21 protein-coding genes and 1 tRNA gene are annotated in these 21,440 nt (G+C 59.0%); 11 read left to right on the top strand and 11 right to left on the bottom strand.

All coding sequences use genetic code 11. The features are described 5' to 3' along the window. Window positions 1-310: 310 nt before the first annotated feature. Complete coding sequence (locus DA915_RS00430; protein ID WP_003507259.1) at window positions 311-1,639, bottom strand: MFS transporter; 1,329 nt, start codon at window positions 1,637-1,639, stop codon at window positions 311-313. A 249-nt stretch (window positions 1,640-1,888) separates the two neighbouring features. Here DA915_RS00430 and cyoA point away from each other — a divergent pair, with 249 nt between their 5' ends. The 9 genes from cyoA (at window position 1,889) to DA915_RS00385 (ending at window position 10,736) form a co-directional block, all read left to right on the top strand. Next, window positions 1,889-3,019 carry a ubiquinol oxidase subunit II gene (cyoA, locus tag DA915_RS00425; RefSeq protein WP_003507258.1) on the top strand — a complete coding sequence of 377 codons (1,131 nt, stop codon included), beginning with the start codon at window positions 1,889-1,891 and terminating at the stop codon, window positions 3,017-3,019. A 72-nt stretch (window positions 3,020-3,091) separates the two neighbouring features. After that, a complete protein-coding gene (gene cyoB, locus DA915_RS00420) occupies window positions 3,092-5,095 on the top strand; it encodes a cytochrome o ubiquinol oxidase subunit I (RefSeq protein ID WP_107674761.1) in 2,004 nt (667 codons plus the stop codon). Between the two features lie 6 nt (window positions 5,096-5,101). Beyond that, on the top strand, window positions 5,102-5,725 hold the full coding sequence (gene cyoC, locus DA915_RS00415) for a cytochrome o ubiquinol oxidase subunit III (protein WP_099085758.1): 624 nt from the start codon (window positions 5,102-5,104) through the stop codon (window positions 5,723-5,725). Beyond that, window positions 5,725-6,117 carry a cytochrome o ubiquinol oxidase subunit IV gene (cyoD, locus tag DA915_RS00410; RefSeq protein ID WP_107674754.1) on the top strand — a complete coding sequence of 131 codons (393 nt, stop codon included), beginning with the start codon at window positions 5,725-5,727 and terminating at the stop codon, window positions 6,115-6,117. The genes cyoC and cyoD overlap by 1 nt, the downstream gene beginning before the upstream one ends. 168 nt (window positions 6,118-6,285) lie before the next feature. Further along, window positions 6,286-7,047 carry an SURF1 family protein gene (locus tag DA915_RS00405; protein WP_192886368.1) on the top strand — a complete coding sequence of 254 codons (762 nt, stop codon included), beginning with the start codon at window positions 6,286-6,288 and terminating at the stop codon, window positions 7,045-7,047. Between the two features lie 113 nt (window positions 7,048-7,160). Next, a complete protein-coding gene (locus DA915_RS00400) occupies window positions 7,161-8,381 on the top strand; it encodes a phosphopentomutase (RefSeq protein WP_107674751.1) in 1,221 nt (406 codons plus the stop codon). Beyond that, window positions 8,378-9,355 carry an adenosine deaminase gene (locus DA915_RS00395; protein WP_107674749.1) on the top strand — a complete coding sequence of 326 codons (978 nt, stop codon included), beginning with the start codon at window positions 8,378-8,380 and terminating at the stop codon, window positions 9,353-9,355. Before DA915_RS00400 ends, DA915_RS00395 begins: the two co-directional genes overlap by 4 nt. A 96-nt stretch (window positions 9,356-9,451) precedes the next feature. Further along, a complete protein-coding gene (gene upp / locus DA915_RS00390) occupies window positions 9,452-10,081 on the top strand; it encodes a uracil phosphoribosyltransferase (protein ID WP_003493096.1) in 630 nt (209 codons plus the stop codon). Between the two features lie 133 nt (window positions 10,082-10,214). Then, entirely contained in the window at window positions 10,215-10,736 is a 522-nt protein-coding gene (locus DA915_RS00385) for a TIGR02281 family clan AA aspartic protease (RefSeq protein WP_060722729.1), read from the top strand. Here DA915_RS00385 and deoA read toward each other — a convergent pair. The 10 genes from deoA to DA915_RS00335 form a co-directional block, all read right to left on the bottom strand. Beyond that, on the bottom strand, window positions 10,729-12,045 hold the full coding sequence (gene deoA / locus DA915_RS00380) for a thymidine phosphorylase (RefSeq protein ID WP_107674746.1): 1,317 nt from the start codon (window positions 12,043-12,045) through the stop codon (window positions 10,729-10,731). The two genes, DA915_RS00385 and deoA, sit on opposite strands and share 8 nt — an antisense overlap. After that, on the bottom strand, window positions 12,042-12,815 hold the full coding sequence (gene deoC / locus DA915_RS00375; RefSeq protein ID WP_003507245.1) for a deoxyribose-phosphate aldolase: 774 nt from the start codon (window positions 12,813-12,815) through the stop codon (window positions 12,042-12,044). Before deoC ends, deoA begins: the two co-directional genes overlap by 4 nt. A gap of 2 nt (window positions 12,816-12,817) precedes the next feature. Continuing rightward, window positions 12,818-13,618 carry a purine-nucleoside phosphorylase gene (locus tag DA915_RS00370; RefSeq protein WP_003507243.1) on the bottom strand — a complete coding sequence of 267 codons (801 nt, stop codon included), beginning with the start codon at window positions 13,616-13,618 and terminating at the stop codon, window positions 12,818-12,820. After that, window positions 13,618-14,022, bottom strand: coding sequence for a cytidine deaminase (locus DA915_RS00365; RefSeq protein ID WP_003507241.1), 405 nt, complete (start codon window positions 14,020-14,022; stop codon window positions 13,618-13,620). The genes DA915_RS00370 and DA915_RS00365 overlap by 1 nt, the downstream gene beginning before the upstream one ends. A 4-nt stretch (window positions 14,023-14,026) precedes the next feature. Continuing rightward, window positions 14,027-14,998 carry an ABC transporter permease gene (locus DA915_RS00360; RefSeq protein WP_099085761.1) on the bottom strand — a complete coding sequence of 324 codons (972 nt, stop codon included), beginning with the start codon at window positions 14,996-14,998 and terminating at the stop codon, window positions 14,027-14,029. Between the two features lie 6 nt (window positions 14,999-15,004). Beyond that, window positions 15,005-16,108, bottom strand: coding sequence for an ABC transporter permease (locus tag DA915_RS00355; protein WP_087743164.1), 1,104 nt, complete (start codon window positions 16,106-16,108; stop codon window positions 15,005-15,007). 7 nt (window positions 16,109-16,115) lie between these two features. Then, entirely contained in the window at window positions 16,116-17,621 is a 1,506-nt protein-coding gene (locus DA915_RS00350; protein WP_099085762.1) for an ABC transporter ATP-binding protein, read from the bottom strand. 83 nt (window positions 17,622-17,704) lie between these two features. After that, window positions 17,705-18,697, bottom strand: a complete 993-nt coding sequence (locus DA915_RS00345) for a BMP family protein (RefSeq protein WP_107674739.1) — start codon at window positions 18,695-18,697, stop codon at window positions 17,705-17,707. A gap of 215 nt (window positions 18,698-18,912) precedes the next feature. Further along, the gene (msrA, locus tag DA915_RS00340) at window positions 18,913-19,563 is read right to left on the bottom strand and encodes a peptide-methionine (S)-S-oxide reductase MsrA (protein ID WP_107674737.1); all 651 of its coding nucleotides are present in this window, start codon (window positions 19,561-19,563) and stop codon (window positions 18,913-18,915) included. Window positions 19,564-19,639: 76 nt separating this feature from the next. After that, a complete protein-coding gene (locus DA915_RS00335; protein ID WP_060722723.1) occupies window positions 19,640-19,957 on the bottom strand; it encodes a hypothetical protein in 318 nt (105 codons plus the stop codon). Window positions 19,958-20,176: 219 nt separating this feature from the next. Between DA915_RS00335 and DA915_RS00325 the strand changes: the two genes are divergently transcribed. Both DA915_RS00325 and DA915_RS00320 read left to right on the top strand, forming a co-directional pair. Then, window positions 20,177-20,266 (top strand) — tRNA-Ser (locus DA915_RS00325). A 119-nt stretch (window positions 20,267-20,385) separates the two neighbouring features. After that, entirely contained in the window at window positions 20,386-21,201 is an 816-nt protein-coding gene (locus tag DA915_RS00320; RefSeq protein ID WP_107674814.1) for an APH(3')-I family aminoglycoside O-phosphotransferase, read from the top strand. Window positions 21,202-21,440 lie beyond the last annotated feature (239 nt).

Raw genomic sequence — 21,440 nt, 5'->3', positions numbered from 1 at the left:
TGGCTGCTCCTCTTCTTTTCTGCTTATCGGCGTTTAATGGCGCGAACGGTCGTTTTGCGGCCGTCAAACGGCGTGGCGGCGATGGCCGCTCTCTCGCAAATAATGATCGTCGTCGTTCGCATCGCGTTCCCTGATGGCCGGCTTTCCGGCGGTGAGGTACACTGAATTATGTCAGCAGTACTTACATAATATTTCATGATCGACCGAGTCAAGATTAAAATCGGCCTTGCGCAATAAAAAAACAAAAACGCCGCGAAATCCGACAGGATTCCGCGGCGCGATGGCTGCAGGGATTTTTAAATTGCCGAAATCACTCCGACGGCATATCCAGCGTACGGCTGAACCAGAGGGCAATCAGGGTACAAAGAGCACCCGACATCAGATAGATGCCAACCGCGAAAAGGCCGAATTTGGACGAAAATCCGAGTGCGACCAGCGGTGCGAAACCGGCCCCGATCAGCCAGGAAATATCCGAGGTGAGCGATGCGCCGGTATAACGGTACTCGCGACTGAAGCGGGAGGCGAGTGCGCCGCCCGCCTGACCGAAGGACAGGCCAAGCAACGAGAAGCCGATCAGCACGAAGAGATAGCGACCGATATCGCCCGAACTCAGGAGAACGGGGGCCACGAGGCTGAAGAGGCCGATCAGCACCGCCGCGACAGCCAGAAGCTTCCGCCGGCCGATCCTGTCGGCCAGTATGCCTGAAACCACGATCATGCCGCCGGCGATGATGGCGCTGACGAATTGCACGAACAGGAAGTCCGAGACACGCTGGCTGGTGTTGAGCGAAACCCAGCTCAGCGGAAAGACCGTGACGAGATGGAAGAGCGCAAAGCTCGCCAGCGGCACGAAGGCACCGGTGGCGACCACCGGAAACTGCGAACGCAGCATCTTGAACATCGGGCGCGGTTCCAGCTCATGCTGCTCCAGCATGGCCTGGAATTCCGGCGTCACGATCATGCGAAGACGGGCAAACAGTGCGAGAACATTGAGCGCCAGCGCCACGAAGAAGGGGAAACGCCAGCCCCAGGCGAGGAATTCCGCATTGGAAAGCTGCGTGACGAAGACGATGAAGAAGGCGCTGGCGAGGCCAAAGCCCATGGCCGCACCGATCTGCGGCATCATGGCGTACCAGCCGCGCTGCTTCGGCGGCGCATTCATGGCGAGCAGCGAGACTAGACCGTCCCAAGCGCCGCCAAGGCCAAGACCCTGGCCGATGCGGAATACCGCCAGAAGACAGGGAGCAAGCACGCCTGCTTCCGCATAGGACGGAAGAAAGCTGATCGCCATGGTGGAACCACAGAGCGTGAAGAGGGCGGCCATCAGCTTCACGGCGCGGCCGAATTTTCGGTCGATCTGGAGGAAGATCAGCGAGCCGATCGGCCTTGCGATAAAGGCCAATGAGAAAACCGCGAAGGAATAGAGCGTGGCCGTCAGCGGATCGACGAAGGAAAAGAAGACATGCGGGAAAACGAGCGCGGAGGCGATGGCATAGATGAAAAAGTCGAAAAATTCCGTCATTCTCGCAAGAATGACTGCAATCGTGATGCGATCCGGATCGACCTTGACGGGACCGGCCCCATGTCCGTTCGCTTCCGGCGCCTGCCCAAAGGATGGAGCAGCATTCGTATAACTCATAATATCCCTCCTGCGTCATGGACGAACCATTTCCTGTAACGCGCCGGCTCCTCTTCCGTTGCGTTACGATGCGACGGATTGTCACACGCACCCTACGTAACGTCAATTGAAGTTTGGCAATAAAGGGTTGCCCAGTCGGTCGACCATGCGATAATGCACGGGCTCCGTCTTCAAACGCAGCTCTGCCCGAGACATGGTGCATCGCGAAGGTTTCGCTGCACCGCGACAATATACCTCATTTGAAAAATGATGTTCGGCAATTATTCGCGGCATAATCCAAACTGTACGAGTTCAAAGAACGTGCGCACGATCAAAAAAATCCTATCCGCCCTTCTGGCAATCCCGGCTCTGCTGCTTCTCAGCGGCTGTAACCTCGTGGTGATGAACCCTTCGGGCGACGTCGCCATCCAGCAGCGCGACCTTATCATCACGTCCACGGTTCTGATGCTGCTCATCATCGTCCCGGTCATTGCCCTGACGCTGTTCTTCGCATGGAAGTATCGCGAATCGGGGAAAGCCGAAGACTACGATCCCGAGTGGCACCACTCCACGCGCCTTGAAATGGTTATCTGGTCGGCTCCGGTCGCCATCATCCTGATGCTCGGTACCGTGACCTGGATTTCCACCCACCGTCTCGACCCCTATCGCCCGCTGGAGCGTATCGACGAGACCCGCCAGGTGACCGCCGAGACCAAGCCGATCACCGTCGAAGTGGTGGCCATGGACTGGAAGTGGCTGTTCTTCTATCCCGAACTCGGCATTGGCAGCGTCAATGAATTCGCCGCTCCGGTTGATGTTCCGATCAATTTCAAGATCACCGGCACGACCGCGATGAATTCCTTCTTCGTTCCAGCGCTTGCGGGCCAGATCTACGCCATGGGCGGCATGCAGACCAAGCTGCACGCGGTCATCAACAAGGAAGGCGTCTATGACGGCTTCTCGGCCAACTTCTCCGGCCCGGGCTTCTCCCACATGCGCTTCAAGTTCCATGGTCTGAGCCAGCAGGGCTTCGACCAGTGGGTTGCCAGGGCGAAGGAAGGCGGCAAGGGCTTTGGCCGGCAGGAATATCTGGAATTCGCCAAGCCTTCCGAGCGTGAGCCGGTGCAATATTTCGCTTCGGTCGATCCGGAGCTCTACAGCGCCATTCTCAACCGCTGCGTTGAGCCGAACAAGCTCTGCATGCGCGACATGATGCATATCGACGCCAATGGCGGCGGCGGCAAGGAAGGCATCGACATCGCCAAGGCGCTGAACTCCGTCGTCTGCACACCGCTTGCACCTTACGGCGTCGCCAGCGGCCCCCAATCCACTCCGGCTGCGATCGAAGGTCAGACTTTCGAGCCTGCGGCGCTGCCGGAAAAGAAACAAGTCGCTGGCTGACGATACGTCCCGGCATTCTGCGGCGCGGCCTGTCCGCGCCGAATTTACGTTTTCGAATCGCAAGAGGCTAAAATGATCGTCAATTCCGATCAAACGTCGTTCCTGTTCGGGAAGCTGACATGGGAGTCCATCCCGCTTCACGAGCCCATTCTTGTCGCGACCTTCGCGGCCGTGGCTCTGGGCGGCATCGCCGTCGTCGGCGCCCTTACCTATTTCCGCCTGTGGGGCTATCTCTGGAACGAATGGTTCACGAGCATCGATCACAAGAAGATCGGTATCATGTACATCATTCTGGCGCTGGTCATGCTTTTGCGCGGCTTCGCCGACGCAATCATGATGCGCGTTCAGCAGGCGATCGCCTCCGGCGGATCGGAAGGTTACCTTCCGCCGCACCATTACGACCAGATTTTCACGGCCCATGGCGTCATCATGATCTTCTTCATGGCCATGCCGATGATCACGGGTCTCATGAACTTCGTCGTGCCGCTGCAGATCGGCGCCCGCGACGTTTCGTTCCCCTTCCTCAACAACTTCTCCTTCTGGATGACCACGGCCGGCGCCGTCATCACCATGATCTCGCTGTTCATCGGTGAATATGCGCAGACCGGCTGGCTCGCCTATCCGCCGCTTTCCGGCATCGACGGAAGCCCGGGGGTCGGGGTCGATTATTATATCTGGGGTCTGCAGATCGCCGGTGTGGGAACGACGCTATCGGGCATCAACCTGATCGTGACGATCATCAAGATGCGCGCGCCTGGCATGACCATGATGCGCCTGCCGATCTTCGTCTGGACGTCGCTGTGTTCGAACATCCTGATCGTGGCTTCGTTCCCGATCCTGACCGGAACACTCGCCCTTCTCACCCTTGACCGTTACGTTGGCACGAATTTCTTCACCAACGATCTCGGCGGCAATCCGATGATGTATGTCAACCTCATCTGGATCTGGGGCCATCCCGAAGTTTACATCCTGGTGCTGCCGGCTTTCGGCATCTTCTCGGAAATCGTTTCGACCTTCTCCAACAAGCGTCTTTTTGGTTATGCCTCGATGGTTTACGCCACGGGCGTCATCACCATCCTCGCCTATATCGTGTGGCTGCACCACTTCTTCACCATGGGTTCCGGCGCAAGCGTCAACGCTTTCTTCGGCATCACCACGATGATCATCTCGATCCCGACGGGTGCGAAGATCTTCAACTGGCTCTTCACCATGTATAAGGGCCGCATCAAGTTCGACGTTCCGATGCTGTGGACAATCGGCTTCATGATCACCTTCGTCATCGGCGGCATGACCGGCGTTCTTCTTGCCGTTCCGCCAGCGGACTTCGTGCTTCACAATTCGCTGTTCCTGATCGCCCACTTCCACAACACCATCATCGGTGGCGTGGTGTTCGGTGTGCTTGCGGGCATCGTCTACTGGTTCCCGAAGGCCTTCGGTTACCGTCTCGATCCGTTCTGGGGCAAGCTGTCCTTCTGGTTCTGGTTCATCGGCTTCTATTTCGCCTTCATGCCGCTCTATATTCTCGGCCTGATGGGCATTACCCGCCGTATCAGCCAGTTCGAGGATAATTCCCTGCAGATCTGGTTCCTGATTGCCGCCTTCGGCGCCTTCCTGATCGCTCTCGGCATCGCTTCCTTCGTCATCCAGCTCATCGTCAGCTTCCTCAATCGCGACAAGCTGCGCGACGTGACCGGCGACCCCTACAACGGCCGCACGCTGGAATGGTCGACCTCGTCGCCGCCGCCGGCCTACAACTTCGCCTTCACGCCTGTTATTCATGATGTCGACGCCTGGGCGGACATGAAGAAGCGCGGTTACAACCGTCCCAAGGAAGGCTTCATCCCGATCCATATGCCGAAGAACACCGGCGCAGGCGTCATCATCAGCGCCATCAGCGTGGTTCTCGGCTTCGCCCTGGTTTGGCATATCTGGTGGCTTGCGGCTCTCTCCATGCTCGCCATCATCGCGGTCTCCATCGCCCATACCTTCAACTACAATCGCGATTATTACATTCCGGCGTCCGATGTTTCGACGGTCGAGGCGGAACGTACCAAGCTGCTCGCGGAACAGGCGTAACGGAACATGTCTCATACACCTGCACAAAGCGTCGACGGCGCTGAACCGGTCTTCTACCTGAAGGAAGACCACCACCCGGAGAACGGCACCTCGCTGGGCTTCTGGCTCTATCTGATGAGCGACTGCCTCATCTTCGCAACGCTGTTTGCCACTTATGCCGTTGTCGGCCGCAACTACGCGGCCGGCCCTTCGGGTGCGGATCTGTTCGATCTGAAGCTGGTGGCGATCAATACCGGCTTCCTGCTTTTCTCCTCCATCACTTATGGCTTCGCCATGCTGGAAATGGAAAAGCAGAAGGTGAAGACCACGCTGGTCTGGCTCGGCGTCACGGGTCTCTTCGGCCTCGCCTTCCTTGCCGTGGAACTCTACGAATTCCACCACCTGATCGCGGAAGGCGCCGGCCCGCAGCGCTCGGCGTTCCTGTCAGCCTTCTTCGCGCTGGTCGGTACGCACGGACTGCACGTCACCTTCGGCATCATCTGGCTCGTCACGTTGATGGTTCAGGTTACCAAGCATGGCCTGATCGCAGCAAACAAACGCCGCCTGATGTGCCTGTCGATGTTCTGGCACTTCCTTGACGTCATCTGGATCGGCGTCTTCTCCTTCGTTTACCTCATGGGAGTTCTTTGATGAGTTCCGAAGCACACGCACATCACGACGCGCATGGCGACGACCATCATCATGATGGCGCCAGCCACGGCACGTTCAAGAGCTACATGATCGGCTTTATCCTGTCGGTTATCCTGACGGCGATCCCCTTCTGGCTGGTCATGGGCGACGTTCTTGAAAGCAAGACCCTGCTGGTCATCGCGATCATGGGTCTCGGCGTCATCCAGATCTTCGTGCATATGATCTACTTCCTGCACATGGACACCAAGTCCGAAGGCGGCTGGACCTTCATGGCGCTGATCTTCACCGTCGTGGTGCTCCTGATCACGCTCTCCGGCTCGCTCTGGGTCATGTACAACATGAACAAGAACATGATGCCGCTGCACATCGAGGATGTGAAGAACCTGCCCTGAGCAGCAGATATCAGCGGCCTGCCGGTTTTCCGGCGGGCCGCGTTCCGCGCCAACACATAACCCCATGAATCCCGGTGCGATTTATGGGGTTATTTGCTGGAGGAAGCCCCCGGTGGACGCCAAAGCAGATGGCCTTTCCCGCCAGCCGCGCTTCGCAAGGACCGTGACATGAGTGACACCACACCCCACAACCGGCTTATCCGCCCCGCCGCGATCATCGTTCTGTTTCTGACCGTTGTCCTGACGGGTCTGCTGCTGGTGCTCGGCACATGGCAGGTCAAACGCCTTTCCTGGAAGCTCGATCTTATCGAGCGCATCGAAGCCCGCGCCCATGCCGACCCCGTCGATGCCCCTGCCGCCGGCGAATGGCCAGCCCTCAAAGACCCCGCAGAATACGAATATCGCCGTGTGAAACTGTCCGGCACCTTCCTCAATGACAGGGAGGTTCAGGTCTATACGGTCACAGACCTCGGTCCCGGCTATTGGGTGATGACGCCGCTCAAGCGCGACGATGGCTCCAGCATCATCGTCAATCGAGGCTTCGTGCCGTCCGACAGGCGCGATCCATCCTCCCGCCGGGAAGGCGAACCAGCCGGCAACGTCGAGATCACCGGGCTGATGCGCGCGCCCGAAACCGGCGGGCTTTTCCTGCGCACCAACGATCCGGCAAATGGCCGCTGGTATTCCCGCAATATTCCTCAGATCTCGCAGGCATCCGGCCTTTCCGATGTCGCGCCGTTCTATGTCGACGCCGACGCAACACCCAATCCGGACGGCCTGCCGGTCGGCGGCAAGACCATGCTCACCTTCCCCAACAACCACCTCTCCTATGCCGTTACGTGGTATATTCTGGCGGCCATGGTGGTGGCCGCGGGCTGGTATGTCCTGCGTAATCTCAACGCTCCCAAATCGAAACGGGGCGAGGATTGAACGGCCGGTTTTACCGGATGGTTCATAAAAGCACTTCCTTCTTCACGTTTTGCTGATCTATAACGACAGTTCGGCCTGACATTGCCCGTCGGCGCATTTTGTTTCGGTGAGTTATGGCAAGAGCATTTCTTCTCGTTCTGGATTCCTTCGGTGTCGGCGGTGCACCCGATGCGGAACACTATGGCGATCTTGGCGCGAACACGCTTGGCCATATCGCGGAATTCTGTGCCGCGGGCGCTGCCGACAAAGCCGGGCTTCGCTCCGGTCCGCTGAAACTGCCGAACATGTGTTCGCTCGGCCTGCTGGAGATCGCGAAACAGGCAAGCGGCGACATTCCCGCGGGCATGGAACCGCCTGAGCGTATTTTCGGTCTTCACGGTTCCGCCAGTGAAATCTCCAAAGGCAAGGATACGCCTTCCGGCCATTGGGAGATCGCCGGCACGCCGGTAACGTTCGACTGGGGATATTTCCCGACGGAGGGCGACGCCTTTTCTCCCGATCTGGTGGAGGCCATTTGCAGGCAAGCCGATATTCCCGGCATTCTCGGCAATTGTCATGCTTCCGGCACAGAGATCATCGCGAAGCTCGGCGAGGAGCATATCAGGAGCGGCAAGCCGATCTGCTACACCTCTTCCGATTCCGTATTCCAGATAGCCGCGCATGAAATACATTTCGGGTTGCAGCGGCTCATCGCGCTCTGCGAGACGGTGCGCAAGCTGCTCGATCCGCTGAATATCGGCCGCGTCATCGCCCGCCCCTTCATCGGCGAAACGGTCGCAACCTTCGAACGCACCGGCAACCGCCGCGATTTTTCCGTTCTGCCACCGGAACCGACCCTGCTCGACAGGCTTGTGGAGGCCGGCCGCAAGGTGCACGCGATCGGCAAGATCGGCGATATCTATGCCCATCAGGGTATCTCGCGCGTCATCAAGGCAAATGGCAACAGCGCCCTGATGGACGCAACGTTGCAGGCCATCGACGAAGCTGAAAACGGCGATCTCGTCTTCACCAATTTCGTCGATTTCGACATGCTTTACGGCCATCGTCGCGACGTTGCGGGTTATGCGGCGGCGCTTGAGGCCTTCGATGCGCGCATCCCCGAAATCCATCGCAAGATGGCGCCTGGCGATATCGCCCTTCTCACCGCTGATCACGGCTGCGACCCCACATGGCGGGGCACCGACCATACGCGGGAAAGGGTGCCGATCATGGCATTCGGACCGGGTATCCGTTCCCGTGATGTCGGCATCCGTTCAAGCTACGCCGATATCGGCGAAAGCATCGCCCACCATCTTGGCATCGAGGCCGGTTCACACGGCAGGAGCTTCATTTGACATCCCATTTGCTGAAAGCGGAAATCCACTGCCATCTTGAAGGGGCGGCATCGCCCGCGCTGGTCGCACGACAGGCGGAGAAATACGGCATAGACACCAGCGGCTTTTTGCGCGACGGCCAATATGTCTGGTCGGATTTCGCCGAATTTATCCAGTGCTACGATGCGGTGGCGCAGGTGTTCAAGACGGACGAAGACTACGCGGTTCTGACGGAAACCTATCTGACTGAACTTGCCGAGGCCAACACGATCTATAGTGAACTGATCATCTCGCCCGACCATGGTGACCGCATCGGGCTCGGTGCAGACGCCTATCTCGCCGGCATTGCCGAGGGCATCCGGATCGCCAAAGAAAAGACCGGCATCGAGACCCGCATCATCGTCACCGGCGAGCGCCACTTCGGTCCTGAACGGGTGATCGCAGCGGCGGAATATGCAGCACGCGCCCGGCATCCACTGGTGACCGGCTTCAACATGGCGGGCGAGGAGCGCATGGGTCGGGTCGCCGATTATGCGCGCGCCTTCGATATCGCCCGCGATGCGGGTCTCGGGCTGACCATTCACGCGGGCGAGGTTTGCGGCCCTGAAAGCGTCGCCGATGCGCTCGATCTCGTCAAACCAGCCCGCATCGGCCATGGCGTGCGCGCCATCGAAGATGCCGGCCTCATCGCCCGGCTGGTCGAGACGGGAACGGTTCTGGAGGTCTGCCCCGGATCGAACATCGCACTCGACGTTTATCCCGATTTCGGCAGCCATCCACTCAAGGCGTTGCACGACGCGGGGGTGCGCGTCTGCATCAGTTCCGACGATCCGCCATTTTTCTTCACCTCGCTTGCACGGGAATACGCGCTGGCCGCGGACGAGTTCGGTTTCAGCGATGCCGAGATCAACCGCATGACGCGAACCGCGCTGGAATGCGCCTTCGTGGACGAGGAAACGCGCAACCAGCTGCTCGCAAAACTCGATTGTGTGTGACGCTGCGGTTCGCGGGGTAAAACCGCGAAGAAGGCTTGCGAAAAGCGCACTTTCGGTGAATGACAAGGACACAAGATAAAAAGGAAGGCCAGTTTCATGGACGGCGTCACAGTCATCGAACATCCGCTGGTGCGGCACAAACTTACCATCATGCGCAAGAAGGAAACCTCAACGGCCGGCTTCCGCCGCCTGCTCAGGGAAATCTCGACGCTGCTCTGCTATGAAGTGACGCGCGACCTTGAAATGACGATGGAAACCATCGATACGCCGCTCGAAACCATCGAGGCTCCGGTGCTGGAGGGCAAGAAGCTGGTTTTCGCCTCCATCCTGCGCGCCGGCAACGGCTTGCTGGAAGGCATGCTGGAACTCGTGCCTTCGGCGCGTGTTGCCCATATCGGTGTGTATCGCGATCACGATACGCTGGAGGCCGTCGAATATTACTTCAAGGCTCCCGAAAGTCTCGATGCGCGCCTTATCATCGTTGTCGATCCGATGCTGGCAACCGGAAACTCCTCGATTGCCGCCGTGGAAAAGCTGAAGGAACGTGGTGCGAAGAACATTCGCTTCCTGTGTCTGCTGGCCGCCCCCGAGGGCATCAAGAATTTCCGTGAAGCGCATCCCGATGTGCCGATCTACACCGCCGCAATCGACAAGCAGCTGAACGAAAAGGGTTACATCGTTCCTGGCCTCGGCGATGCCGGCGACCGCATGTACGGCACCAAGTAATACCGTTCATCATTGCTTAACCGCTTGAGCCATTCGCCGCACGCAACGCGGCGGATGGCTTTTTCTTTTAAGATTTCAGCATGTTTTGCGCCTATGCTGCATGTGGATAAACCTTGCGATTAGGAGCAATCACTTGCTGGCGCGTGCGATTTTTCTGCTTGTCGGTCTTTCGGTCAGCGCCACGCAGATCCCGGCGCTGATGGAAAAATTTCAGCCACGCCCGGAAACCGGCGCGGCAAAATCCGATGCCACCGCCGAACTTGCCAAACCGCAGCCGGTGTCGCTGGGCAGCGTCAGTCTGAAGGCGGATGCGCGCGGTCATTTCAATGCCACCTTCCGTATCAACGGCAAATCTTTCGACGGGCTTGTCGACACAGGCGCCTCCACGGTCGCCATCAACGAGACGATCGCCCGGCGGCTCGGTTTCGGCGTCAACAGCCTCGACTTTAAATATGCGATCTCAACCGCCAACGGCCAGACCATGGCGGCCTATGTGAAGCTCGACCGCGTGGAAATCGGCACGATCCGTGTCCAGAATGTCGATGCCATGGTGCTCAAAGACAATGCGCTGAGCAACATGCTGATCGGCATGAGCTTTTTGAAGCAATTGTCGTCATTCAAGGTGTCGAACGGCGAAATGCGGCTGGTCAGATAATCCGCTCAAGAACCACGTTGCCGGTCTCTGTCGCAGAGTCGCCAATCCCGTAACAGGCCGCAATCCTTTCGGCGGCGCGTTCCGCTTCTTCTTTCGAAGCCGCGTGGACGAGGGCGATAGGTTCGCCCTTTTCTACTTTTGTGCCGAGCGGCAGGATGTCCGAAATACCGACCGCAGCATCGATGGTATCCGACGGTTTTCTTCTGCCGCCGCCAAGCTCGACAACGACCATACCGAGATCGCGCGTCGCACAGGATGCGAGCCAGCCGCTGCGCGGAGCCGGAACAGGGAGAGTGGCCGGTGCGGATGGCAGGTAATGGGACGGGCGTTCAACGAAATCCGAAGGCCCGCCGAGTGCCGAAACCATCCGCGCAAAGACCTCCATGGCCCGGCCAGAGGAAAGAGCGGCCATGGCCTGCGCCTCGCCTTCATCAAGCGTAGTCGCTCTTCCGGCCTGCACCAGCATTTCCGCAGCGAAGGCGAGCACGACCTTTTCGAGACGGGTTCCCGCCTTGCTACCAGCCAGAAAATCCAGGCAATTGACGATTTCGACCGCATTGCCGGCAGCATCGCCAAGCGGCTGGTTCATGTCGGTTATCAGGGCCGTCGTCGGCAGACCTGCACCATTCGCCACATCGACCAGCGCGCGGGCGAGATTGCGGGCATCCTCCACGCTCTGCATGAAAGCACCATTGCCGACCTTCACATCCAGAACCAGCGTTTGCAGCCCGGCTGCAAGCTTCTTCGACAGGATGGAGGCGGTGATCAGCGGTATGGAATCCACCGTCGCGGTCACGTCGCGGATGGCATAGAGGCGCTTGTCGGCGGGGGCCAGATCGCCCGTCTGGCCGATGATGGCGCAGCCGACCGTTTTCACCGTCTGGCGAAACAGCGCCTCGTCCGGCATGACGTTATAACCGGGGATCGCCTCCAGCTTGTCGAGCGTGCCGCCGGTATGGCCGAGACCCCTGCCGGAGATCATAGGCACGGCGAGACCGCAGGCGGCAACGATGGGAGCAAGCATCAGGGAGACATTGTCGCCGACACCACCGGTCGAGTGCTTGTCCGCCACCGGCCTGCCGATATCGCTCCAGGACAGAACATCGCCGCTGTCGCGCATGGCGAGCGTCAGCGCCACCATTTCGTCCCGGTTCATGCCGCGGAAAAACACCGCCATGGCAAAGGCCGCCGCCTGGCCTTCCGATATGCCGTTTTTCGAAAGCGCGCTTATGAAAGCGGCGATCTCCTGCGGTTCCAGAGACAGGCCATCGCGTTTGCGGCGGATGATTTCCTGCGGGATCAAGCTCAATACCCGCTGGCAGCCTTGGCCGGCTCACCGCCAGCCAGCACGTTCAATACGTCGTCGAGGACGCCGGAAGCGCCGAAACGGAAGGTGGACGGCATGGCCCAGTTGGGCGCCATGATGGTTTCCGCCAGCCGCAGATAAAGCGTGGCGTCTTCCACCGTACCGATGCCGCCGGCGGGCTTGAAGCCAACCTTTTGCCTGCTGTCCCGGATCGCCTGCAACATGATGTCGGCCGCTTCCAGCGTGGCATTGATCGCGACCTTGCCGGTCGAGGTCTTGATGAAATCGGCCCCCTCGGCAATGGTGATCTCGGAAGCGCGGCGGATCAGCGCCTTGTCCTTCAGCTCACCGGTTTCAAGAATGACCTTGAGAAGCACGGGTGCTGCGCAGGCCTTGCGCACAGCGGCCACCATGGTGGAAACCGCCGATTCATCGCCTGCTATGAATTTGCGATAGGGAATGACCAGATCAATTTCGTCGGCGCCGTCGCGGATCGCGGCCTCGGTTTCCGCGACCACGTTTGCGACGTCGAGGTCACCCGAAGGAAAGTTGACGACCGTGGCGATGCGGATCGCGTGGTCCTTTCCGAACGCCGCACGCGCCTGAGCGACGAAGCGGGGCCAGATGCAGATCGCCGCCGTATTGCCATATTCCGTATGCGCCCTCTGGCACAAAGCAGCAATCTGCTCAGGCGTGCAGTCTTCCTTGAGGTTTGTCAGGTCCAGCAAGGACAGTGTCAGGGCAGCCGCTTCGCGCGGACGCTGGAGTTCCATGGTCACGCTCCTCCTGCGATCATTTCCTTCAGAATGGCGGCAAGCCTCTTGCCACCCACGGGAGCCATATCCTTGGTTTCTTCATGGCTCAGTTCCGCGCCGGTCATGCCGGCACCGTAATTGGTAATAACCGATGCGGCGGCAACACGCATCCCGAAAAAGCGGGCAAGGATGACTTCCGGCACGGTGGACATGCCGACGGCATCCGCTCCCAGCAGCCGCGCCATGCGGATTTCCGCCGGCGTCTCGAAGCTCGGGCCGGAAAACCACATATAGACACCACCGAACAAAGGCACCGTCGCGCGGATCGCGGCATTGCGCATGGCAAGCATCAGATCAGGATCGTAAGCTGTCGTCATACCGACGAAGCGTCGGTCGCTTTCCTCGCCGATCAACGGGTTCATGCCGGAATAGTTGATGTGATCGGTGATCTGCATGACCGAGCCGGGCGGCATATCCTGCCTTACCGAACCCGCCGAATTGGTGAGGATGAGTGACTGCACGCCGAGACCAGCCAGCGCCCCGATGATCGCACGCATGGCGGAGGGATCGCCCTTTTCGTAATAATGCACCCGGCCGGAGAGCATCATGACCGGTTCACCACCGAGATAACCGGCCACCAGCTCGCCCGCATGGCCAGAGACGCCACTTGCGGGAAAACCAGGGAGTTCGGCATAGGGCACCCGGATCGGATCGCTGACCTCTTCCACCAGAGAACCCAGACCCGAGCCGAGGACGATGGCCACGCGCGGCATCAGGCCGTTCAGGCGCTCCACCAGAATATCAATCAGCATATCCGGCATCAGGGCAGCTCTGTCTTGAAGCTGAAGGGCAAAAGCTCTTCCATGGTCATGACCTTCTGGACGCCGGTTTCGTCGCACAGATAGACTTTCGTCTCCGGCGTGGCGAATTCGGCGATCTTCTGCCGGCAGCCGCCGCAGGGAGGGCAGAGAGCAAGCTTTTCGGCGATGACGGCGATTTCGCTGATCTTTTTTGCCCCACCCATGATCATGGCGCTGATGGCGGAAGGTTCGGCGCACCAGCCCTGCGGGAAGGAAAGGTTCTCGATATTGGCGCCCTTGTAGATCTTGCCGTCTTCGGCGCGGATTGCTGCACCGACCGGGAATTTCGAATAGGGCGCGTGGGCAAAGGCCATTGCCTCCACCGCTGCCTCGAACAGGGCATGGGATTGAGTATCGGAGGACATAAGCTTAACGCTCCTTCGCATAGGCAACGCCACCGGCCTTTGGTGGCTTGGCGACGCCGATGAAACCGGCAAGCAGGATGCAGGTCAGAATATAGGGCATGGCCTGGAATATCTGCACCGGCACCTCGCCGATGCCGGGCACGGATTTGCCCTGCATGAAGTTGGCAAAGGCATCCAGAAAACCGAACAGCAGGCAGGCGAACATGACCGGCACCGGCTTCCATTTTGCAAAGATCAGCGCCGCCAGCGCGATATAGCCCTTGCCCGCCGACATGTTGGCAATGAAGGCCGCCGATTGCGCAACGGCGAGATAGGCGCCCGAAAAACCACAAAGGAAACCGGCAACGATAACGGCGCGGTAGCGCATCCACGTCACCGAAATGCCTGCCGTATCGACGGCACCCGGATTTTCACCGACAGCGCGCAGACGCAGGCCGAAACGGGTGCGATAAAGCACCCACCAGGACAGCGGCACCGCCAGAAAGGCGAGATAGGTGAGGATGTTATTGCCGGAGATTACGTTAGCGTAGAGCGGGCCGATGAAAGGCACCTCCCGCATCGTATCCGCACCGGGCAGGATGATCGGAGCAAAACGGCCTTCTCCCGGAAGCTGCGGCGTGCGGCCGCCCTGGCCGAACCAGGCCTGCCCCAGAACCACAGTCAAACCGGCAGCAATGAAGTTCAACGCCACGCCCGATACGATCTGGTTGCCGCGATTGGTGATGACAGCGAAACCATGGATCAGCGAGAACAGGATGGAGACAGCAATGCCGGCCAGCAGACCGGCCCAGGGATTTGCGGTGATGTAGGCAACACAGGCGGACGCGAAGGCCGCCGCCAGCATCTTGCCTTCAAGGCCGATATCGAACACGCCGGCGCGTTCGGAAAAAAGCCCGGCGAGCGCGGTGAAGAGCAGCGGGATGGTGAGACGGACGGTCGAGCCGAGGATGCTGACCAGCATATCGAAGAAATCCATATCAGCTCACCCCTTTGCCAAACGCTGGTAGATGTGGACGATCGCCGGCCGGTACATATATTCCAGCGCGCCAGCGAAGAGGATCACCAGACCCTGGATGACTACGATCATTTCGCGGGTAATGTTGGGCATCTCGAAGGAAAGATCCGCGCCGCCCTGATAGAGAATGCCGAACAGCAATGCCGCGAAGATGATGCCGAGCGGGTGGCTTCGCCCCATCAGCGACACGGCGATGCCGACGAAACCTGCGCCACCGACGAATTCCACCTGCAGGCGGGCGGAAGCGCCCATGACAGGGTTCAGCGCCATCATTCCCGCCAGACCACCAGAAATGAGCATGGCGATGATGACGGTGCGCGCATAGGGAATGCCGGCATAAACGGCCGCTGAAGGGCTGACGCCGAGCGTGCGCATCTCGTACCCGAGCTTGGTGCGCCAGATCAGCACCCAGACGAGGAAACACATGACCAGCGCGATGATGAAGGAGACGTTGAACGGTGCCGGCCCGAGTTTGAGGCCGAACAGCGCCATCAGCCAGTCGAGCTTCGGCAATTGCCCCCCGGCCAGGAAGGTGCGCGTTTCCGGCGCCATCTTGCCCGGCACGATCAGCACATTCACCAGCAGATAGACCATCAGTGCCGCGGCGATGAAGTTGAACATGATGGTGGTGATGACGACGTGGCTGCCGCGTTTTGCCTGCAGCCATGCCGGAATGAAGGCCCAGGCCGCACCGAAAAGTGCAGCACCGATGACGGCGAAGGGCATCGTCACATACCAGGGCACATAACGGTCGAGCGCAAGCGCCACCAGTGCGGCACCCAGCCCGCCAATATAGGCCTGACCTTCGGAGCCGATGTTGAACAGGCCGGCATGGAAGGCGACCGCAACGGAGAGGCCGGTGAAGATGAAGCTAGTCGTGTAAAACAGCGTGAAGCCGATGGCGTCGCCACGACCGAGGGCGCCTTCGATGAGCAGGCGAAGTGCCGCCAGCGGATTTTCACCGATGGACCAGACGACGAGGCCGGAAATCAGAAAGGCGGTGACGACGTTCAGCAGCGGCAACAGGCCGTAGCTGATCCAGTTTGGCAGGGGAGTGGAAGCGGTGCTCATTCATGCCTCATGCGGCGATGCCGGCCATCATCAGGCCCAGCGTCTGTTCTTCGGCTTCCGCCGTTTTTTCTCCAACGACACGCCCGGCGAACATGACCATGATCCGGTCCGAAAGGGAACGGATTTCATCGAGTTCGACCGAAACAAGCAGGATAGCCTTTCCGGCATCGCGCATTTCAATGATGCGGCGATGGATGAATTCGATGGCGCCGATATCCACGCCGCGGGTCGGCTGGCCGATGATCAGCATCTTGGGGTCACGTTCGATTTCGCGGGCGACGACGATCTTCTGCTGGTTGCCGCCGGAAAAATTGGCAGTCTTCAGCTGCGGGTTCGGCGGGCGGATATCGTATTTCTCGATCTTTTCGACAGCATCCCTGCGGATGGCTTCGGGGTTGAGGAACGGTCCCTTGCCGTAACGCTCGTCGTGGTGATAGCCGAGGATGGAGTTTTCATATTCCTCGAATTTCAGCACCAGCCCCATATGGTGTCGGTCTTCCGGAATATGCGCGAGACCGAGCTCGCGCAAAATGGCCGGATCGGGGCGGTCGACCTTCTGCCCGGCCACCCATATCTCACCCGAGTAAGGCTTACGGATCCCCGCGATTGCCTCGAGAAGTTCGGACTGGCCATTGCCCGCCACACCGGCGATGCCGACGATTTCACCGGCACGGACATCGAGCGAGACATCATCCACCATGGTGACGCCGCGGCTGTCCTTGACAGTGAGATTGCGGATGGAAAGCAAAACCTCGCCCGGCGTCGTCTCACCCTTTTCCACCCTGAGCAGCACCCGGCGGCCGACCATCAGTTCGGCCAGTTCCTCGACGCTGGTTTCGGAGGTCTTGCGGGTCGCCACCATTTCGCCGCGGCGCATGACGGAGACGGAATCCGTTATCGCCATGATCTCGCGCAGCTTATGGGTGATAAGGATGACAGTCTTGCCCTGCTCGCGCAGGACGCCGAGAATCTTGAAAAGGTGATCGGCCTCAGCCGGGGTCAGAACGCCGGTCGGCTCGTCGAGGATCAGGATTTCCGCGCCACGATACATGGCTTTGAGGATTTCGACACGTTGCTGCAGGCCAACGGGCAATTCCTCGATCACCGCATCGGGATCGACTTCCAGCCCGTAATCGTCCTCGAGGCGCTGCAGCTCCTTGCGCGCGGCTGCCCGACCCTTGGCGAGCGATGCGCCGCCTTCCGCGCCCAGCATGACGTTTTCAAGCACGGTGAAATTTTCCACCAGCATGAAGTGCTGATGCACCATACCGATGCCCGAACTGATCGCGGCCTGACTGTCGCGGATCGAGACCGGCGCACCATTCACCCGGATTTCGCCGGCATCGGCCTGATAAAAACCGTAGAGGATCGACATCAGGGTCGATTTTCCGGCGCCGTTTTCCCCGATGATGCCGTGGATCGTGCCCTTGGCAACGGTCAGATTGATATTCTTGTTGGCGTGAACGGCACCGAATTTCTTGTCGATGCCCACGAGTTCGATTGCTGGGTCCATACTCAAACCGAAACCTCTCCGAAGGCTGGATATGAAAAGGGCGCAAGATGAAAAATCATCATGCGCCCCAGTCACATATCATATCATTTCGGGCAGGAATTGTCCGCCATATAGTCATGAACCTTGACGTTGCCGGCAATGATGTCGGCCTTTGCCTTGTCCACGGCGGCGGTCATTTCCGCTGTGATCAGGGCCTTGTTGTTGTCGTCAACAGCGTAAGCGACGCCGTCTTCCTTGACGCCCAGCGCAACGATGCCGGGGGTGAACTTGTCGTCCTTGGCATCCTTGTAGGCATTGTAGACAGCCAGATCAACGCGCTTGACCATCGAGGTCAGAACCGAACCGGGATGCAGATGGTTCTGGTTGGAATCGACGCCGATCGAGAACTTCTTGTTGTCGGCGGCGGTCTGCAACACGCCGATACCGGTCGCACCAGCTGCCGCGTAGATCACGTCAGCACCCTGGTCGATCTGGTTCTTGGTGAGTTCACCACCGCGCACCGGATCGTTCCAGGCAGCACCCGTGGTGCCGGTCATGTTCTGGAAGACTTCGATCTTGTCGTTCGCGGCTTTGGCGCCCTGCGCATAACCACAGGCAAACTTGCGGATCAGCGGAATATCCATGCCGCCGATGAAGCCGACCTTACCGGTCTTGGAGGCCATGCCAGCCAGCAGACCAACGAGATAGGAGCCTTCGTGCTCCTTGTAGACAACGGAGCGTACATTCGGCAGCTCGACGACGGAATCAACGATGACGAACTTGGTATCGGGGAATTCGGCTGCGACCTTTTCCATGGCCGAGGTCCAGGCGAAGGAAACAGCAACAACCGGGTTGAAGCCCTTGCTCGCGAAGTTGCGGATAGCCTGCTCACCCTGCGTGTCGCTGGTCGGTTCGAAGTCGCGGTAGTCGATGCCCGTTTCCGCCTTGAACTTTTCAGCGCCGGCCGCAGCGGCTTCGTTGAACGACTTGTCGAACTTGCCGCCCGTGCCATAGACCAGTGCCGGCTTGATATCGGCGGCGAGCGCGGAAGCCGACATTGCGGCAAGCGCAAAAAGCGTCAGAAGGGATTTTTTCATTGTGCAGCCCTGTTGTTGCAATTGATATTTTAAGGGTCCTCCCGCAAACCCGTTGACCGGGAATGTCTGCGGAACCGCCAGCCGTGTTTCCCGGCTGTGCTTGGCTCATATCCTTGCATGGCTCAATGAAAAATTCATCCGGTTTTTTTGACCCGGTGGAAAAACTTTATTCTGGCGCTTTTTTGGTCTTTCCACCGGGGCGACCTGCAAAAAATCTAGTCGATATTGCAGCTTACGCCCGTTCCCCTGAGACCGCAGTAGCCACCCGGGTTCTTGGCAAGATATTGCTGATGATAGTCTTCAGCGTAATAAAACTTTTCAAGCGGCCCGATCTCGGTGGTGATGGTACTGCCATGGCCAGCCTCCTCCAAAGCCTGTTGAAAAGCATCGCGGGCCTTCTGCGCCTGCTGCAACTGGCCTTCCGTCATCGCGTAGATGGCGGAACGATAGGTCGTGCCGACATCGTTGCCCTGTCGCATGCCCTGCGTCGGATCGTGCTCCTCAAAAAATATCTTCAAGAGGCCCGAGAGCGAGATCACGGCCGGATCATAGACAACCTTGACCACTTCGGCGTGGCCCGTCTGGCCTGTCGTCGTCTCCTGATAGGTGGGATTGCGGGTGAAACCGCCGGCATACCCCACCGCCGTCACCCACACACCAGGCGTTTTCCAGAACAGCCGTTCCGCGCCCCAGAAGCAGCCCATGCCGAGATAGATGGTTTCAAGGCCGTCGGGATAAGGCCCCTTCAAAGGCCGGCCATTGACGAAATGGGCCTCCGGCACCGCAAGCGCCGCTTCACGGCCAGGCAAGGCGGTTTCTTGCGTCGGCATCGTCGTCTTTTTTGAAAGCGTATCGAACAGGAACATTCGGTCCTCCATGCGGCCAGCTCCGCCGCTTTTCATGGTTCACATCTGCGGGCGCGCGCAATTCGGCTGACACAAGTCAGGCTGACAAACGCCTCATCGGCCTGTGTTTCCTGTACCCCGCCATCCAGCAGAGCAGGGAAAGCGCCAGGGAAACGGCAAATGCGGGCACCGCCGTCAGGGCATTTTCAATGAAGCGCCACGCTTCAGGGTGAATATAGTGAGCCAAGGCCGCTTCCACCATGGTGCGGGAAGCAGGAAGAAGATAGTTCCAGACGGACAGGATGCCGGTGATGTCGACCGAGGATGTGGAAACCGAGCGGATCGAATCGAGCACGCCCAGAAAAACCGCCGCAACGAGGAAAAGAAAGCTCAAAAACCGCAAAAAAGCTTTCATTGGTATACCTCGCTCACGATCTGCCGGTCAGACAGCCACTTTTTGAAACCTATAATGCATCGATAAAGGTGGGAAAACCGGTTTGCAATCGCGTCGGAACACAGGAAATTGCCGACATTTCAAAAAACTGTCAGATTCGTGTTGATCCCTGCGAATTCATCGGTATATATCGCGCCGTTCCAGTGATTTGCATTCTTCATGACATGCAGACTTGAAAAAGGACAGGTGGCCGAGTGGTTTAAGGCGCACGCCTGGAACGCGTGTGTGCGTGAAAGCGTACCGTGGGTTCGAATCCCACCCTGTCCGCCATTTACCGCACATCATCAAACATCACCGAGCAGCGATGCGACACCCGCCGCGGCTGGCCGCACTCTTTTCAGCTTCCCTATCCGCCGCTATCAAATGACGCCAGCGGAAAGGAACCCCGATTGATGGATATGGATCGCGAGGAAAGCTGTGCAGCAATAGTCTTGCCGGCGGAAGCATCTGCCGAGTTGGCGGGGTATGAGTGGGCGCGGAACAAAGTCGGCGAGTCCGGCGCTGCCGTCTATCGGCTCCATGGCAAGCCAGGAGCTCCCGATCTCTTCCTGAAGCATGGCCGCGGTGCCGCCGTTGACGATCTGACAGACGAGATGGTCAGGCTGCGCTGGCTGGCGAAGCACATGCCGGTGCCTGCGATCACACACTTCGTCATCAGGCCTGATGAAGCGTGGCTGATCACGACTGCATTGCCGGGAGAAACCGCCTATCAGGCTCTAAAAGAACGGCCCGAAGACAGCATGGCCGTGGTCGATGCGCTGGCGGACTTTCTTCGGCGCCTCCACGAAATTCCACTTCACGATTGTCCGTTCAATAGCGATCACGCCTACCGACTTGATCTGGCACGGAAGAGAATCGATTCGGGCTTGGTGGAGGAAAACGATTTCGATGCGGAACGGGAAGGCTGGACAGCCGAGCAGGTCTGGCGCGCCCTGCACGAACTGCTGCCATTCGAATCCGATCCGGTCGTAACCCACGGCGACTTTTCGCTCGACAATCTCTTGATGGTGGACGGCAAGGTGGTCGGCTGCATCGACACGGGACGTGTTGGTATCGCGGATCGCTATCAGGACATCGCCATAGTCTGGAACTGCCTCCAAGAGTTCACGGGCGATCTTCAAGGCAGATTTCTCGCGCAATACGGCGTGCCGAGTCCCGACAGGGCCAGACTCCAATTTCACCTGATGCTGGACGAGTTATTTTGAACAGCACCGGCAGTAATTTTATCCGGGTATAATTGACGGTCGTACTTTATCATTGACCAGAAGGGGTCGCGACGCCATTTGCAGCTTGACTGAAAAAAGAGCGCTTCGCGAGGTATGAGGCCACCTCCGGCTCACCATAAGCCTCAATAATCGCGAAAGCGGTCCAAACCCGCTTCGGAATCGAACCTCGTCCTCCCCCACCGCCATCGCATCTGATGACGGGACAGCATAACGTCAAA

It is taken from the genome of Agrobacterium sp. LAD9 (assembly GCF_003031125.1).
Lineage (GTDB): Bacteria > Pseudomonadota > Alphaproteobacteria > Rhizobiales > Rhizobiaceae > Agrobacterium > Agrobacterium radiobacter.
This window is presented reverse-complemented; position numbering and strand designations above follow the sequence as displayed.

Excerpts from the sequence above, each read along its gene's own strand:
- DA915_RS00360 (WP_099085761.1), bottom strand. The coding sequence starts at position 14,998 with ATGGATTTCTTCGATATGCTGGTCAGCATCCTCGGCTCGACCGTCCGT.
- cyoD (WP_107674754.1), top strand. The coding sequence starts at position 5,725 with ATGAGTTCCGAAGCACACGCACATCACGACGCGCATGGCGACGACCAT.
- DA915_RS00365 (WP_003507241.1), bottom strand. The coding sequence starts at position 14,022 with ATGTCCTCCGATACTCAATCCCATGCCCTGTTCGAGGCAGCGGTGGAG.
- DA915_RS00335 (WP_060722723.1), bottom strand. The coding sequence starts at position 19,957 with ATGAAAGCTTTTTTGCGGTTTTTGAGCTTTCTTTTCCTCGTTGCGGCG.
- cyoB (WP_107674761.1), top strand. The coding sequence starts at position 3,092 with ATGATCGTCAATTCCGATCAAACGTCGTTCCTGTTCGGGAAGCTGACA.
- DA915_RS00430 (WP_003507259.1), bottom strand. The coding sequence starts at position 1,639 with ATGAGTTATACGAATGCTGCTCCATCCTTTGGGCAGGCGCCGGAAGCG.
- DA915_RS00355 (WP_087743164.1), bottom strand. The coding sequence starts at position 16,108 with ATGAGCACCGCTTCCACTCCCCTGCCAAACTGGATCAGCTACGGCCTG.
- DA915_RS00370 (WP_003507243.1), bottom strand. The coding sequence starts at position 13,618 with ATGCCGGATATGCTGATTGATATTCTGGTGGAGCGCCTGAACGGCCTG.
- DA915_RS00405 (WP_192886368.1), top strand. The coding sequence starts at position 6,286 with ATGAGTGACACCACACCCCACAACCGGCTTATCCGCCCCGCCGCGATC.
- upp (WP_003493096.1), top strand. The coding sequence starts at position 9,452 with ATGGACGGCGTCACAGTCATCGAACATCCGCTGGTGCGGCACAAACTT.
- msrA (WP_107674737.1), bottom strand. The coding sequence starts at position 19,563 with ATGTTCCTGTTCGATACGCTTTCAAAAAAGACGACGATGCCGACGCAA.
- DA915_RS00345 (WP_107674739.1), bottom strand. The coding sequence starts at position 18,697 with ATGAAAAAATCCCTTCTGACGCTTTTTGCGCTTGCCGCAATGTCGGCT.
- cyoA (WP_003507258.1), top strand. The coding sequence starts at position 1,889 with ATGTTCGGCAATTATTCGCGGCATAATCCAAACTGTACGAGTTCAAAG.
- deoC (WP_003507245.1), bottom strand. The coding sequence starts at position 12,815 with ATGGAACTCCAGCGTCCGCGCGAAGCGGCTGCCCTGACACTGTCCTTG.
- cyoC (WP_099085758.1), top strand. The coding sequence starts at position 5,102 with ATGTCTCATACACCTGCACAAAGCGTCGACGGCGCTGAACCGGTCTTC.
- DA915_RS00350 (WP_099085762.1), bottom strand. The coding sequence starts at position 17,621 with ATGGACCCAGCAATCGAACTCGTGGGCATCGACAAGAAATTCGGTGCC.
- DA915_RS00400 (WP_107674751.1), top strand. The coding sequence starts at position 7,161 with ATGGCAAGAGCATTTCTTCTCGTTCTGGATTCCTTCGGTGTCGGCGGT.